This window comes from Pseudomonas sp. PICF141 (assembly GCF_002286815.1).
In the GTDB taxonomy this organism is placed as follows: domain Bacteria; phylum Pseudomonadota; class Gammaproteobacteria; order Pseudomonadales; family Pseudomonadaceae; genus Aquipseudomonas.
In genome coordinates, this window is the sequence record NZ_MUNM01000087.1 from 52,791 (window position 1) to 67,038 (window position 14,248).

Here is a 14,248-nt window from a genome sequence, read left to right on the forward strand (position 1 = left end):
CTCTGACTAAGGACTGCCTGTGACTGGCTTGTTTATTACCCTGGAAGGCCCGGAAGGTGCCGGCAAGAGCACCAACCGCGAATACCTGGCCGAGCGCTTGCGCGCTGCCGGGATCGAGGTGGTGTTGACCCGGGAACCCGGCGGCACGCCCTTGGCTGAGCGGATCCGTGACGTGCTCTTGGCGCCGGTCGATGAGGTCATGAACCCTGACACCGAGCTGCTGTTGGTGTTTGCCGCGCGGGCCCAGCATCTGGCCGAGGTGATCCGCCCGGCGCTGGCCCGTGGCGCCGTGGTGCTGTGCGATCGCTTTACCGATTCGACGTATGCCTATCAGGGCGGTGGTCGCGGTTTATCGCTGGAGCGCATTGCAACCCTCGAAACATTCGTCCAGGGCGATTTGCGTCCGGACCTGACGCTGATTTTCGACCTGCCGGTAGATGTGGGCCTGGCCCGCGCCAGCGCCCGCGGTCGGCTGGATCGTTTCGAACTCGAAGGCCGAGCGTTTTTTGATGCGGTGCGCACGGCCTTCCTTGAGCGTGCCAAAGCGGATCCTGCGCGTTATGTCCTGGTGGATGCCGCTCAGCCGCTGGCGCAGGTTCAGCAGTCCCTGGATGCCTTGTTGCCACGTCTGCTGGAGTTGACCCGTGGCTGAAGCCTATCCGTGGCAGGACAGTCTCTGGCAGCAATTGGCCGGCCGTGCCCAGCATGCTCACGCCTATTTGCTGCATGGCCCGGCCGGGATCGGCAAGCGTGCGCTGGCCGAACGTCTGATGGCCAGTTTGTTGTGCCAGCGCCCGACCGCCCAAGGCGCCTGCGGTGAATGTAAATCCTGTCTGCTGCTGAATGCCGGGAGTCATCCCGACAACTACATTCTGGAGCCTGAGGAGGCAGACAAGGCGATCAAGGTTGACCAGGTGCGTGATCTGGTCAGCTTCGTGGTTCAGACCGCGCAAATGGGCGGGCGCAAAGTGGTGCTGATCGAGCCAGTCGAATCGATGAACATCAACGCCGCCAACGCCTTGCTGAAAAGCCTTGAAGAGCCGTCCGGCGATACCGTATTGCTGCTGGTCAGCCATCAGACCAGTCGTCTGCTGCCGACTATCAAGAGCCGTTGCGTGCAGCAAGCCTGCCCATTGCCAAGCGAAACCATGAGCCTGGGCTGGCTGGCCAGCGCTTTGCCGGACTGTTCGGAACAAGAGCGTATTGAACTGCTTACCCTCGCCGCCGGTTCGCCATTGGCCGCCGTCAAGTTGCAGGCACAGGGTGTGCGCGAACAACGGGCGCTGGTGGTCGAGGGCGTGAAGAAGTTGCTCAAGCAACAGCAATCGCCGACGCAACTGGCAGAAGAATGGAAAACCATTCCCATGTTGCTGCTGTTCGATTGGTTCTGCGACTGGTCGAGCCTGATCCTGCGTTATCAATTGACTCAGGATGAAGCAGGGCTGGGGCTGGCGGACATGCGCAAAGTGATTCAATACCTGGCACAGAAGTCCGCTCAGGACAAAGTCCTGAATATCCAGGACTGGATCCTCGCCCAGCGCCAGAAGGTGATGAGCAAGGCCAACCTCAATCCGGCCTTGTTGCTGGAGGCGCTACTGGTGCAATGGGTATCTTTGCCTACCCCAAAGTGACCGTCTGACACTAGACTCTGATCATCAGACAGCGGAGGTCAACATGAACGAGCCCGTCAGTCCGGGGCCGCGCAATGGCATCTTGTCCTTGACCATCAAGGACAGGGCCGTGCTCTACGCAGCCTACATGCCCTTCATCAAGAACGGTGGCCTGTTTATCCCGACCAACAAAAGCTACAAGTTGGGCGATGAGGTGTTCATGTTGCTGCACCTGATGGATGAACCGGAAAAGATTCCGGTCGCTGGCAAAGTCACCTGGATTACCCCCAAAGGCGCCCAGGGCAATCGCGCCGCCGGTGTTGGCGTGCAATTCAATGAAGGCGACGACACCGCGCGCAGTCGCATCGAAACCCATCTGGCCGGAGCCCTGAAGTCCGACCGTCCCACCCATACGATGTAAGTTGCAGCCCTTTTATGCTCGTAGATTCCCATTGTCACCTTGATCGCCTCGACCTTGCCGCTCATGACGGTTCCCTGGATGCCGCGCTCGATGCGGCCCGTGCCCGCGGAGTAGGGCATTTCCTGTGCATCGGTGTCAGCGCCGATAACGCCGCCGACGTCAAAGCCCTGGCCGAACGTTACGACGACGTCGACTGTTCGGTGGGCGTGCATCCGCTCGATGTGCAGCCGGGTGCTGCGCCCGCGCTGGACTGGCTGTTGCGCGAGCTCAATCATCCGCGGGTGGTGGCGATTGGTGAAACCGGTCTGGATTATCACTACGAACCGGAGGCGGCAGCGTTGCAGCAGGCATCGTTCCGTCTGCACCTGCAAGCGGCGGGGCAGACTGGCAAACCGGTGATTATTCATACCCGTGGCGCCCGCGCCGATACCCTTGAACTGCTGCGCGAAGCGGCACTGCCTCAAGCGGGTGTGCTGCATTGCTTCACCGAAGACTGGGAAATGGCCAAGGCGGCGCTGGACATGGGGTATTACATTTCCTTGTCCGGTATTGTCACTTTTCGCAATGCCGATGCCCTGCGGGATGTTGCCAGCAAGGTGCCGGCTGACCGCTTGCTGGTGGAGACCGACTCACCGTACCTGGCGCCGATCCCTTATCGCGGCAAACCGAACCTGCCGCAATACGTGCGTGAGGTAGCGGAATTTCTGGCCATGTTGCGAGGTGAGTCCTACGAACGATTTGCCGAGCAAACCACCGGGAATTTCAAGCGTTTGTTCCCGTTGGCACATGTCAGGGCATCGGTGTAACGTTAGAAAAGATCGCGGCCTCAGACCGCTCCGACGGGTTCTTGCCACTGAATTTCAGGCAAAAAAAACCCGGGTTCTGGGGGGGGAATCCGGGTTAAGACCATTAGGAGTAAAACAAAGGCACGCAATCCGTTGGCACCTTCATCGACGCGACACTTGGGGGAGATGCCTCGCCGACAGTTGAAGTATTGATCAGTATTGCGCCGAGTCCAGTTTAGCTGGTCGGGTTTTTAAACAAATTTGGAATACGCGCGCTTCGGTTGAGTTCTCATTAACCCTCAAGGTGGTGCGAATTCATCAAGAAACACATATATGGTTGGATGATCCGTGCATTTTTGCGCAAGTTAGGCATAATACGCGGCTTCGAATTTTGACCCCTACAGACCTTTTCTTATGCATAAAGAACCTCGTAAGGTCCGTGAGTTTCGTCGCCGCGAGCAAGAAATTCTCGATACCGCGCTCAAGCTGTTCCTCGAACAAGGTGAAGACAGTGTCACCGTCGAGATGATTGCTGATGCCGTCGGTATCGGCAAAGGCACGATCTACAAGCACTTCAAATCCAAGGCGGAGATCTATCTGCGCCTGATGCTCGATTACGAGCGCGATTTGAACGAGTTGTTGCATTCGGCCGATGTCGACAAGGACAAGGAAGCCCTGTCCCGGGCCTACTTCGAATTTCGCATGCGCGACCCGCAACGCTATCGGTTGTTCGATCGCCTGGAAGAAAAGGTGGTCAAGGGCAACCAGGTGCCGGAGATGGTCGAAGAGCTGCACAAGATCCGCGCCTCGAACTTCGAACGCCTGACCCTGCTGATCAAGGGCCGGATCAGCGAAGGCAAGCTCGAAGACGTGCCGCCTTACTTCCATTACTGTGCGGCCTGGGCGCTGGTGCATGGCGCGGTGGCGCTGTATCACTCGCCGTTCTGGAGCAATGTGCTGGAAGATCAGGAAGGTTTCTTCCAGTTCCTGATGGACATTGGCGTGCGCATGGGCAACAAGCGCAAGCGCGATAGCGACACTCCGAGCAACTGAACCCGTCAGTTGCCTTCTTGCGCCATGATTTTAGCTACATGGCGCAGTACCGCAGGAATATACTCAGGCTTAGGGCTTGCTAAAACTTGATTTGTGAGTCAAGTTTTGCGCGTTCGAATCTTCTTGCGCCGGAGTGATCCATGATCGTTGACCGTCAAGGCAGGCGTTTTCGCAATTTGCGGATCAGTCTGACCTCAGCCTGTAATTACGCTTGTACCTACTGCGTGCCCAATGGCAAGCGACTGGTGGCTGCGCAGGATGAATTGTCGGCCGAGGCCATGGCGCGCGGCGTGGCCTATCTGATCGAGGCGGCGGGCATCGAGCGTTTGCGCATTACCGGTGGCGAGCCATTGGTCAGTCCCAAGCTCGAAGCTTTCATGACTGCCGTCGGCCAAATGGGCCTGGCGGATATCAGCCTGACCACCAACGGTCAACTGCTGGCGAAGAAGCTGCCACTGCTGGTGGATGCCGGCCTTCGGCGCATCAACGTTTCCCTCGATACCCTGGATGCCAGCGCTTTTCGCAGCATTGCGCGCGGCGGTGATCTGGCGACCGTTCTCGACGGCATGGACCAGGCCGCAGCAGCCGGCATGAAGATCAAGGTCAACATGGTGCCGCTGCGCGGGCAGAACCTTGATCAGGTGATGCCGCTGCTCGATTACTGCCTGGAGCGCGGCTACGAGTTGCGCTTCATCGAGTTGATGCGCATGGGCCACTTGGCCAGCGACTCCAATGCCTTCCTGCAACAGTTCGTCAGCCTTCAGCAGTTGCTGAGCCTGATCGGCGAACGCTACGAGTACCTTCAGGCCGATGCGCCGGTCGATGCCACGGCGATGCGTTACCAGATTCCGGGGGGGGGCCACTTCGGCGTGATAGCCAACGAAAGCGTTCCGTTTTGCCGCACCTGCTCGCGCCTACGCCTGTCGTCCACAGGGTGGCTGCATGGTTGCCTGTCGTCGAGCAATCGTCACTATGTCGGTGATTTACTGGACAAACCTCGTCATCAGGCGCTGCCGGCGTTGCAGCGGCTCTTGGTGAAAGCCTTGGGCGACAAGCAGGAAGTGGCGTTCTCCGGCGGCGCGACCATCATGAAAATCATCGGCGGCTGATCAGCCCCCCTGTGGCGAGAGAGCTGTTGTGGCGAGGGGGCTTGCCCCCGTTGGGTCGCGAAGCGGCCCTAAAACCATTCTCCCCATTGTGTCAGAAGCACCGCATGTATCGGTTTTACGGCTGCTACGCAGCCGAACGGGGGCAAGCCCCCTCGCCACAGTTCACGCTTGAAATGATATGAGTTCCAGGGACTGGCGCGGAAGCTGCATCCCATGGCCATTCGCCGGTTTTCCGTCACCGGCCTTTGGAGGGTAGGATGCGTAGCCTGGTTTTGCTGCTGGCCGTTTTGGCGCTTGGTGGCTGCATGAATGTCAGCGATATGGCCGAAGGGACTCGCTACCACATGAGCGACGCGGGCCTGCTGGACCACAGCGACAGCCGTCGCGTGAATAACATCCGCATTCAGCCGGATTCGTTCATCTACATCGCTCAAGGTGCCTTCGCGCCACCGGGCAGCGCCTACCCGCGTCCTAACGTGGTGGCCGAAGAAGCCTTCAACGGCTTTATCGAATATTTCCCGATGGTTCGCCGCGCCCGCGCCCCGGAAGGGCTCGATGCTGCCATGGGCGAAGCCCGTGCCGCCGGTGCCCATTACCTGCTTTACACGCGTTTCGCCAAGGCCGACGACCGCATCGGCAACTCGGACGAATGGCTCGACCAGGAACACGTGGATCGCCTCGGAATCGACAACGGCGTGATTCAAATCATGTTGATCGAGACCAGCACCCAGTATTTGATTGATACTGCACGTATCAAGAGTCGTGGCGGTTTACTGACGTTCCACGACAACAAGCCCGAAGACTTGCTGGGCCCGCCGCTGGAGCAATATGCTCGTAGCCTGCTGGGGCTCAGCGACCAGTAATTGACAGGAGAACGCCATGAGTGGCCCGCAAAAAGCCAACGATCTGTTGGGGCAAATCCCCAAAACCAAAGGCTTGCCGCCGGTCCACTTGTGGAACCCCGACTTCTGCGGTGACATCGACATGCGCATCGCCCGCGACGGCACCTGGTATTACCTGGGCACGCCGATCGGGCGCAAACCGATGGTCAAGCTGTTCTCCACCATCATTCGCCGCGATGGCGATGATTATTTTCTGATTACCCCGGTCGAAAAGGTTGGCATCAAGGTCGACGACGCGCCGTTCGTGGCGATTGCCGTGGAGGTCGAAGGCGAAGGGGAGGCCCAGGTCTTGCGCTTTACCACCAACGTCGATGAAACGGCCGATGCAGGCGCCGAGCACCCTATACGCGTGGTGATCGATCCGGTGACTCAGGAACCCGCGCCGTACGTGCATGTGCGCACCAACCTTGAAGCGTTGATTCATCGCAATGTGTTCTACCAATTGGTGGAGCTGGCGGTGAGTCGTGAAATCGACGGGCAGCGCTGGTTGGGCGTGTGGAGCGACGGCGAATTCTTCCCGATCGGGCTTGAGCCCTAGTCGATTGAGCTTCAGAAACGAAACGGCCCGTTATTGCAACGGGCCGTTTTTTTTGGGGCTTACAAACCTTTGCTTCTGAGTCGCTCAGCATGTTCCAGGTAGAGCCTGACCGGGCTCACGTTCCAGCTGGTGATCCCAGCCATCTGATTGACGGCATCAAAGTGGTCCATCGGGTAATCCGAGCGAATCACTTTGCCCAGATGCGAGCTGTAGCGGCCGACCAACCCATCGTTTTCGCGCTTTTCTTTATAAAACAACTTCGACAGCACGACAGTATTCAAATGACTCGGGTCGAGTGGTTGCAGGCTTTGAAAGTTCTGCACGATCCCGCTCCAGGAGTAGTAATACACGCCGTTTTCAACTTCCTTGCCTTCACCACCCCAAACCTTCGGCATCCCTTGCGGGTATTTGCGATTGAAGGCAGCCAACCCCGCGCTGGTCAACGATTCGAATGCCGCTTCAGCGTCAATCGGGTTTTCCGGGTGGCCACTGATCAGCGAAATGAAGGTGCCAACCGCGCCCAGCAGGGCCAGTACGAACGCTTCGGGCAATTCGCCGGGCGTCAGTGCCTTATGCAATTGGTCGGCAATCTCGGAGCCATGATTGGGGCAACTGACCGATGTGACCGACGCGACCTTTTCCGGGTGCAGCGCAGCTACGTAGCGTGCAGCCAGGGGGCCTTGGCTATGGCCGATCAGATTGACCTTGGCAGCGCCCGTTTCCAGCAAAATGCGGTTGACGTGCTCGAGCAGTTTTTCACCACGCTCCTCATTGCCGTTGACGGCTGGAATATTGACCGCAAACACCTGAGCGCCGGCGCGTTCCAGCGCTTCCTCAATTTCGAAAAAATAGGGGTAACCGGCGATTCTGTCGAAGCCGAAAAGGCCGTGGACCAACACAATGGGGTATTTGGTAGACGCATCCATGTCCATGTCCATGTTCATACCTGTCGATAGCGGATTTTGAAGGGGAACAGACCGCAGACTGGCCGATCTGTAGCGGCTAACCGTAGTTTACAAAGTGGAGGGGATCAAAGCGCTTCGAGCAGGATTCGGACGAACAGCCATGTCGGTATGGCGATGCCTTTGAAAAATCCAATTGACACCTAATCATATGATGATTAGCGTGGGCATCCATTGCGAACGGCTTTGTGTCGTTTATTTTTTATCACCGGTCGACGAGGTACCCATGTCCAGCAGTTTTCATGCGTCGACGGTCGACTGGCTGGGGTGCTGGATTGCTGCCGGCCAGGTCAAACCCGGCCAAACCATCAAGGTCGAGGCCGACTTGGGCGAGCAGCTCGGTGTCAGTCGTACGGTCATTCGCGAAGCCATCAAGACGTTGGTGGCCAAAGGCATGCTCGAAGTCGGGCCGAAGGTCGGCACACGCGTATTGCCGGTGCGGCGCTGGAATCTCTTCGATCCGCAAGTCGTCGGCTGGCTGTCACGCAGCGGCTTGCCGGAAAACTTTGTCGACGACTTGCTCGACCTGCGCCGCACCATCGAACCGATGGCGGTGCGCTGGGCCTGCGAGCGTGCCACCGTCGAGCAAGTCCAGGCGGTGCTTCAGGCGTATAACGCGCTGGAGCGGGCAGTGGACAGCGGCGTCGATTACAACCGCGCCGATCAGTTCTTCCACGAGTGCATTCTCGCCGCCAGCCACAATCAATTCATCGAACAAATGGTCCCGGCCCTCGGCGCGTTGCTGGCCGTGTCTTTCGAGGTGTCGGCCGCCGACCCGGACGAGCTGCGCCGAACCTTGCCAATCCACAAAGACATGGCCGACGCCATCGCCGCCCGGGATGCCGCGCGGGGAGTATGGGCCTGCATGACCCTGATCGATAACGCTGACCTGGCGATCAAACGCTTCTACCCCCAAGTCATGGCCGACAAGAAGGCTGGCTAACGATAAAGAACCCTTGTGGGAGCGGGCTTTGTGGCAAGGGGGCAAGCCCCCTCGCCACACAGGCTCGCACACATAAAACAAGAACAATGCAGGAGGTTTCATGACGTGGACTGCGGTTACCGGACACCGTGCGCAACTCGGCGAAAGCCCGTTCTGGGATGCTCCGACCCAGGCCCTGTATTGGGTGGATATCGCTGGCAAACAAGCGCTCAGGCTGATCGGTGCCAATGTGGACATCTGGCAGATGCCGGAACACGTGTCCGCATTCATCCCCTGCGAAAGCGGTGATGCCTTGGTGACATTGAGCAGTGGGGTTTATCGGCTGGATCTGGATTCTCCCGGCCTGGAACCCCGGCTGACCTTGTTTTGCGTTGCCGATCCACAACCCGGCAATCGCCCCAACGAAGCCCGCTGCGATGCTCAGGGCCGGCTCTGGCTGGGCACGATGCAAAACAACATCGGGGAGCAGGGCGAAGACTTACCCATCGTGCGCCGGTCCGGCGGCCTGTTTCGCATCGACCGCGATGCTCGGGTCACGCCGCTGCTTGGAGGGTTAGGCATCCCCAACACGTTGCTGTGGAGTGACGACGGCACCACCCTGTATTTCGCCGACAGCCTCGACAAAACGCTTTACCAGCATTTCATCCACGCCGACGGCAACCTGGACACCGCCCATGTCTGGTTTGGCCCCCATGAACGTGGCGGTCCCGACGGCTCGGCGATGGATGCCGAGGGCTATATATGGAACGCTCGATGGGATGGCAGTTGTCTGCTCAGGTTGAACCCCGACGGTCATGTGGATCGCGTGATCGAACTGCCGGTCAGCCGTCCCACCAGTTGCGTGTTCGGTGGCGAAGACTTCAAAACCCTGTACATCACCAGCGCCGCAAGCCCGCTCAATCATCCGCTGGATGGCGCGCTGTTATCGATTCGAGTGGATGTACCCGGAAAAGCCTGTCAGCGATTTTCTGGGTAAATCCCAGAATATGGGATGTAAAATTATATATTGAGATTATTTGGCGGTCGGGTTTATAGTCGGCCCCATCAGTTACACGCACTCACACTTAAAAAAACAAAACAGGTGAAGTGATGCAGCGATATTCCACCGCACTCCTTTCTGGAGTCAGTGCTTCAGGCCGCCTCGGCGCCCGGGCGTTTTCGCGCCTGCCTGCCTGTTCCCAACAGCTTTTTGACCGGACATCGACAGATCTCCGGTTTTCGTCGTGCCTTCCAACAGGAGTGTTGATCCATGGCTGAACCTCTTTCCTTGCCACCGGTGCCCGAACCGCCCAAGGGCGAGCGGCTGAAAAACAAGGTGGTGCTGCTGACCGGTGCCGCTCAGGGCATCGGCGAAGCGATTGTCGCGACCTTCGCCTCTCAACAGGCCAAGCTGATCATCAGCGATATCCAGGGCGAAAAAGTCGAAAAAGTCGCGGCGCACTGGCGTGAACAAGGCGCGGATGTCGTGGCGATCAAGGCCGACGTGTCGCGCCAGCAAGACCTGCAGGCCATGGCCGGACTGGCCATTGAGCTTCACGGTCGAATCGACGTGTTGGTCAATTGCGCCGGGGTCAACGTATTCCGCGACCCGCTGCAAATGACCGAAGAAGATTGGCGTCGCTGCTTCGCCATCGATCTGGACGGCGCCTGGTATGGCTGCAAAGCTGTGTTGCCGCAGATGATCGAGCAGGGCATCGGCAGCATCATCAACATCGCCTCCACCCATTCCACTCACATCATTCCCGGCTGCTTCCCGTACCCGGTGGCCAAGCATGGCTTGCTCGGGCTGACCCGCGCCTTGGGCATCGAATACGCACCCAAAGGCATTCGGGTCAACGCCATCGCGCCGGGCTATATCGAAACCCAGCTGAACGTCGATTACTGGAACGGTTTTGCCGACCCCCATGCCGAACGTCAGCGGGCCTTTGACCTGCATCCACCGCAGCGCATCGGCCAGCCGATTGAAGTGGCGATGACCGCTGTGTTCCTGGCCAGCGATGAAGCGCCGTTCATTAACGCTTCATGCATCACCATCGATGGTGGGCGTTCGGTCATGTACCACGACTGAATGCTCAGGATTTCAAGCGCGAAACTACGTCTGAAATCCAATCATCATACGATATGACTATTGGTTGCGTGCTTCGACCGCTGTATTGGCTTTCAAATAACGCTCAAAAAAAATAACAAGGAGTCAGCTTATGAAACGTCGTCGTGGGATCCGTTCCCTGTGCTGTGCCGCTTTGGCGGTTACCGCGGTCAGCCTGAGCAGCACATTGCTGGCGGCCGATGAAGTGAAGATCGGTTTTCTGGTCAAACAAGCGGAAGAACCCTGGTTCCAGACCGAATGGGCTTTCGCCGAAAAGGCCGGTAAGGACAAGGGCTTCACCGTCATCAAGATCGCCGTGCCTGATGGCGAGAAAACCCTCTCGGCCATCGACAGTCTGGCGGCCAACGGCGCCAAGGGCTTCGTGATCTGCCCGCCGGACGTGTCCCTCGGCCCGGCAATCATGGCCAAGGCCAAGCTCAACGGTTTGAAAGTGATTGCCGTCGATGACCGTTTCGTCGATGCCGGCGGCAAGTTCATGGAAGACGTTCCGTACCTGGGCATGGCGGCTTTCGAAGTCGGCCAGAAGCAGGGCGCCGCCATGGCCGCTGAAGCGAAAAAACGCGGCTGGGACTGGAAAGACACTTACGCGGTGATCAACACCTACAATGAACTCGACACCGGCAAGAAGCGCACTGACGGCTCCGTCAAAGCGCTGGAAGACGCCGGCATGCCCAAAGACCACATCCTCTTCTCCGCACTGAAAACCCTCGACGTACCGGGCAGCATGGACGCCACCAACTCGGCCTTGGTGAAGCTACCGGGCGCGGCGAAAAACCTGATCATCGGCGGCATGAACGACAACACCGTTCTGGGCGGCGTGCGCGCCACGGAGAGTGCCGGTTTTGCCGCGGCCAACGTGATCGGCATCGGCATCAACGGCACCGATGCCATCGGCGAACTGAAAAAACCCGACAGCGGCTTCTTCGGCTCAATGCTGCCGAGCCCGCACCTCGAGGGCTACAACACCGCGAGCATGATGTACGAGTGGGTCACCACCGGCAAAGAACCGCCCAAATACACCGCAATGGACGACGTCACGCTGATCACGCGCGACAACTTCAAGCAGGAACTGGAAAAAATCGGCCTGTGGAACTGAGGCGTGGTTGATTTCATCGGCGGCCCTGGCGACGGGGCTGCCTGACCGGTGTGATGAGGTGGTGTTATGCACGCGCACGTACAAACAAATGAACAAGGCACTGGCGGCAGCCTGCGCTTCAATGGAATCGGTAAAACCTTTCCCGGGGTCAAGGCACTGGACGGCATCAGTTTCGTCGCCCATCCGGGGCAGGTTCACGCCTTGATGGGCGAGAACGGTGCCGGCAAATCCACGCTGCTGAAAATCCTCGGCGGTGCTTACACGCCGAGTAGCGGCGATTTGCGGATCGGCGAGCAAACGAGGGTTTTCAAATCCACCGCCGACAGCATTGGCAGCGGGGTCGCGGTGATCCATCAGGAGCTGCACCTGGTGCCGGAAATGACCGTCGCCGAGAACCTGTTTCTCGGCCATTTGCCGGCGAGTTTCGGCCTGATCAATCGCGGCGCTTTGCGGCAACAGGCATTGGCCTGCCTCAAAGGCCTGGCCGATGAAATCGATCCGCAAGAGAAAGTGGGGCGCTTGTCGCTCGGTCAGCGGCAACTGGTGGAAATCGCCAAGGCGTTGTCCCGTGGCGCGCATGTGATTGCATTCGACGAACCCACCAGCAGCCTGTCGGCACGGGAAATCGATCGCTTGATGGCGATCATCGGGCGCCTGCGCGACGAAGGCAAAGTAGTGCTTTACGTGTCCCATCGCATGGAAGAAGTATTCCGCATCTGCAACGCGGTGACCGTGTTCAAGGACGGTCGCTTCGTGCGCACTTTCGAGGACATGAGCGCGCTGACCCATGATCAGTTAGTGACGTGCATGGTCGGTCGCGACATTCAGGATATCTACGATTACCGCAGCCGTCCGCGTGGCGCGGTGGCACTCAAGGTCGACAAGTTACTGGGGCCGGGCTTGCGTGAACCGGTGAGTTTCGAGGTGCACAAGGGGGAGATTCTCGGGCTGTTCGGCCTGGTCGGGGCCGGGCGCACCGAGCTGTTCCGGATGCTCAGCGGGCTCACGCGCAACACCGCCGGGCGCCTGGAGTTGCGCGGTCGTGAACTGAAACTGCGTTCGCCGCGCGATGCCATCGCGGCGGGGATTCTGCTGTGCCCCGAGGACCGCAAGAAGGAGGGCATCCTGCCGCTGGCAAGCGTCGCCGAGAACATCAACATCAGCGCTCGCAGCGCCCATTCCACCTTCGGCTGCCTGTTGCGCGGCCTGTGGGAAAAGGACAATGCCGACCAGCAGATCAAGGCGCTGAAGGTGAAGACGCCCAGCGCGGCGCAGAAAATCATGTACCTGTCTGGCGGCAATCAGCAGAAGGCGATTCTCGGTCGCTGGCTGTCGATGCCGATGAAAGTCCTGCTGCTCGACGAGCCCACCCGGGGCATCGACATCGGGGCCAAAGCCGAGATCTACCAGATCATCCATAACCTGGCGGCCAGCGGCATCGCGGTGATTGTGGTGTCCAGCGACCTGATGGAAGTCATGGGCATTTCCGACCGCATCCTGGTGCTTTGCGAAGGCGCGATGCGCGGCGAACTGACCCGCGAACATGCCAATGAATCCAACCTGCTGCAACTGGCGCTGCCACGCCAACGCGCTGCCGACGTGGCGAACTGAGAGGTGACTATGACTATCCAAAACAACGCTTTGCCAACCCCGCGCAAACCGCTGGACCTGCGGCGCTTTCTCGATGACTGGGTGATGCTGCTGGCGGCCGTCGGGATCTTCGTGCTTTGCACCTTGCTGATCGACAACTTCCTGTCGCCGCTGAACATGCGCGGTCTGGGCCTGGCGATTTCCACGACCGGGATTGCCGCGTGCACCATGTTGTATTGCCTGGCGTCCGGGCATTTCGACTTGTCGGTGGGCTCGGTGATTGCCTGCGCCGGCGTGGTTGCGGCAGTGGTGATGCGCGACACCGACAGCGTGTTCCTCGGGGTCAGTGCAGCGCTGGTGATGGGGCTGATTGTCGGGCTGATCAACGGGATCGTGATCGCCAAGCTGCGGGTCAATGCGTTGATTACCACGCTGGCCACGATGCAGATCGTGCGTGGCCTGGCTTACATTTTTGCCAACGGCAAAGCGGTGGGCGTTTCCCAGGAACAGTTCTTCGTCTTCGGTAACGGTCAGTTGTTCGGTGTGCCGGTGCCGATTCTGATCACCATCGTCTGCTTTCTGTTTTTCGGCTGGTTGCTCAATTACACCACCTATGGGCGCAACACCATGGCCATCGGCGGCAATCAGGAAGCGGCGTTGTTGGCCGGGGTCAATGTCGACCGGACCAAGATTCTTATTTTCGCCGTACACGGTCTGATCGGTGCGTTGGCCGGGGTGATCCTGGCGTCGCGCATGACGTCCGGTCAGCCGATGATTGGCCAGGGTTTCGAGCTGACGGTGATTTCGGCCTGTGTGCTTGGCGGGGTGTCGCTGAGCGGCGGGATCGGGATGATTCGGCATGTGATTGCCGGGGTGCTGATTCTGGCAATCATCGAGAACGCGATGAACCTGAAGAATATCGATACGTTCTATCAGTACGTGATTCGCGGTTCGATTCTGTTGCTGGCGGTGGTGATTGACCGGTTGAAACAGCGCTGACGGACATTCCTTTACCGATCATTCCCACGCTCTGCGTGGGAACGATCATTTAAAAGATTCTTCACCCACTTTCACAAAATATTCCTTGCCCGTCCCAACCCGTTTCAGCTATGACGGTACACCCGAGGTGTAC

Annotated in this window: 15 protein-coding genes; 14 read left to right on the plus strand and 1 reads right to left on the minus strand. The window is 58.9% G+C overall.

Features of this window, described 5'->3' with window-relative positions:
- The first annotated feature begins 19 nt into the window (after nt 1–19).
- The 8 genes from tmk to BZL43_RS25960 all read left to right on the plus strand — a co-directional run bounded on the left by tmk (nt 20) and on the right by BZL43_RS25960 (nt 6,418).
- Entirely contained in the window at nt 20–652 is a 633-nt protein-coding gene (gene tmk, locus BZL43_RS25925) for a dTMP kinase (RefSeq protein WP_095634907.1), read from the plus strand.
- Entirely contained in the window at nt 645–1,631 is a 987-nt protein-coding gene (locus tag BZL43_RS25930) for a DNA polymerase III subunit delta' (RefSeq protein ID WP_095634908.1), read from the plus strand. Before tmk ends, BZL43_RS25930 begins: the two co-directional genes overlap by 8 nt.
- A 43-nt stretch (nt 1,632–1,674) precedes the next feature.
- Nucleotides 1,675–2,031, plus strand: coding sequence for a PilZ domain-containing protein (locus tag BZL43_RS25935; RefSeq protein WP_007903986.1), 357 nt, complete (start codon nt 1,675–1,677; stop codon nt 2,029–2,031).
- A gap of 14 nt (nt 2,032–2,045) precedes the next feature.
- Nucleotides 2,046–2,837 (plus strand): TatD family hydrolase, encoded by a 792-nt coding sequence (locus BZL43_RS25940; protein WP_095634909.1) that lies wholly within the window; start codon nt 2,046–2,048, stop codon nt 2,835–2,837.
- Between the two features lie 393 nt (nt 2,838–3,230).
- Nucleotides 3,231–3,869 carry a TetR/AcrR family transcriptional regulator gene (locus BZL43_RS25945; protein ID WP_095634910.1) on the plus strand — a complete coding sequence of 213 codons (639 nt, stop codon included), beginning with the start codon at nt 3,231–3,233 and terminating at the stop codon, nt 3,867–3,869.
- Nucleotides 3,870–4,009: 140 nt separating this feature from the next.
- Nucleotides 4,010–4,978 carry a GTP 3',8-cyclase MoaA gene (locus BZL43_RS25950; RefSeq protein WP_095634911.1) on the plus strand — a complete coding sequence of 323 codons (969 nt, stop codon included), beginning with the start codon at nt 4,010–4,012 and terminating at the stop codon, nt 4,976–4,978.
- Nucleotides 4,979–5,235: 257 nt separating this feature from the next.
- Nucleotides 5,236–5,841 (plus strand): DUF4823 domain-containing protein, encoded by a 606-nt coding sequence (locus tag BZL43_RS25955; protein ID WP_095634912.1) that lies wholly within the window; start codon nt 5,236–5,238, stop codon nt 5,839–5,841.
- A 16-nt stretch (nt 5,842–5,857) separates the two neighbouring features.
- Entirely contained in the window at nt 5,858–6,418 is a 561-nt protein-coding gene (locus BZL43_RS25960; protein ID WP_095634913.1) for a DUF1285 domain-containing protein, read from the plus strand.
- A gap of 59 nt (nt 6,419–6,477) precedes the next feature.
- On the opposite strand, the gene BZL43_RS25965 is transcribed toward BZL43_RS25960, so the two are convergent.
- Entirely contained in the window at nt 6,478–7,350 is an 873-nt protein-coding gene (locus BZL43_RS25965) for a triacylglycerol lipase (protein WP_095634914.1), read from the minus strand.
- A 256-nt stretch (nt 7,351–7,606) separates the two neighbouring features.
- Here BZL43_RS25965 and BZL43_RS25970 point away from each other — a divergent pair, with 256 nt between their 5' ends.
- From BZL43_RS25970 to araH, 6 genes are all read left to right on the plus strand, one after another.
- Complete coding sequence (locus BZL43_RS25970; RefSeq protein ID WP_095634915.1) at nt 7,607–8,323, plus strand: FadR/GntR family transcriptional regulator; 717 nt, start codon at nt 7,607–7,609, stop codon at nt 8,321–8,323.
- Nucleotides 8,324–8,423: 100 nt separating this feature from the next.
- Nucleotides 8,424–9,299 (plus strand): SMP-30/gluconolactonase/LRE family protein, encoded by an 876-nt coding sequence (locus BZL43_RS25975; protein ID WP_095634916.1) that lies wholly within the window; start codon nt 8,424–8,426, stop codon nt 9,297–9,299.
- 273 nt (nt 9,300–9,572) lie between these two features.
- Entirely contained in the window at nt 9,573–10,391 is an 819-nt protein-coding gene (locus tag BZL43_RS25980) for an SDR family oxidoreductase (protein ID WP_095634917.1), read from the plus strand.
- A 130-nt stretch (nt 10,392–10,521) separates the two neighbouring features.
- The gene (locus BZL43_RS25985; RefSeq protein WP_095634918.1) at nt 10,522–11,526 is read left to right on the plus strand and encodes a substrate-binding domain-containing protein; all 1,005 of its coding nucleotides are present in this window, start codon (nt 10,522–10,524) and stop codon (nt 11,524–11,526) included.
- 66 nt (nt 11,527–11,592) lie between these two features.
- Nucleotides 11,593–13,137, plus strand: a complete 1,545-nt coding sequence (gene araG, locus BZL43_RS25990) for an L-arabinose ABC transporter ATP-binding protein AraG (RefSeq protein ID WP_095634919.1) — start codon at nt 11,593–11,595, stop codon at nt 13,135–13,137.
- 9 nt (nt 13,138–13,146) lie between these two features.
- A complete protein-coding gene (araH, locus tag BZL43_RS25995; protein ID WP_095634920.1) occupies nt 13,147–14,115 on the plus strand; it encodes an L-arabinose ABC transporter permease AraH in 969 nt (322 codons plus the stop codon).
- Nucleotides 14,116–14,248 lie beyond the last annotated feature (133 nt).

Excerpts from the sequence above, each read along its gene's own strand:
- BZL43_RS25935 (WP_007903986.1), top strand. The coding sequence starts at position 1,675 with ATGAACGAGCCCGTCAGTCCGGGGCCGCGCAATGGCATCTTGTCCTTG.
- BZL43_RS25940 (WP_095634909.1), top strand. The coding sequence starts at position 2,046 with ATGCTCGTAGATTCCCATTGTCACCTTGATCGCCTCGACCTTGCCGCT.
- BZL43_RS25945 (WP_095634910.1), top strand. The coding sequence starts at position 3,231 with ATGCATAAAGAACCTCGTAAGGTCCGTGAGTTTCGTCGCCGCGAGCAA.
- BZL43_RS25950 (WP_095634911.1), top strand. The coding sequence starts at position 4,010 with ATGATCGTTGACCGTCAAGGCAGGCGTTTTCGCAATTTGCGGATCAGT.
- BZL43_RS25955 (WP_095634912.1), top strand. The coding sequence starts at position 5,236 with ATGCGTAGCCTGGTTTTGCTGCTGGCCGTTTTGGCGCTTGGTGGCTGC.
- BZL43_RS25960 (WP_095634913.1), top strand. The coding sequence starts at position 5,858 with ATGAGTGGCCCGCAAAAAGCCAACGATCTGTTGGGGCAAATCCCCAAA.
- BZL43_RS25965 (WP_095634914.1), bottom strand. The coding sequence starts at position 7,350 with ATGGACATGGATGCGTCTACCAAATACCCCATTGTGTTGGTCCACGGC.
- BZL43_RS25970 (WP_095634915.1), top strand. The coding sequence starts at position 7,607 with ATGTCCAGCAGTTTTCATGCGTCGACGGTCGACTGGCTGGGGTGCTGG.
- BZL43_RS25975 (WP_095634916.1), top strand. The coding sequence starts at position 8,424 with ATGACGTGGACTGCGGTTACCGGACACCGTGCGCAACTCGGCGAAAGC.
- BZL43_RS25980 (WP_095634917.1), top strand. The coding sequence starts at position 9,573 with ATGGCTGAACCTCTTTCCTTGCCACCGGTGCCCGAACCGCCCAAGGGC.
- BZL43_RS25985 (WP_095634918.1), top strand. The coding sequence starts at position 10,522 with ATGAAACGTCGTCGTGGGATCCGTTCCCTGTGCTGTGCCGCTTTGGCG.
- araG (WP_095634919.1), top strand. The coding sequence starts at position 11,593 with ATGCACGCGCACGTACAAACAAATGAACAAGGCACTGGCGGCAGCCTG.
- araH (WP_095634920.1), top strand. The coding sequence starts at position 13,147 with ATGACTATCCAAAACAACGCTTTGCCAACCCCGCGCAAACCGCTGGAC.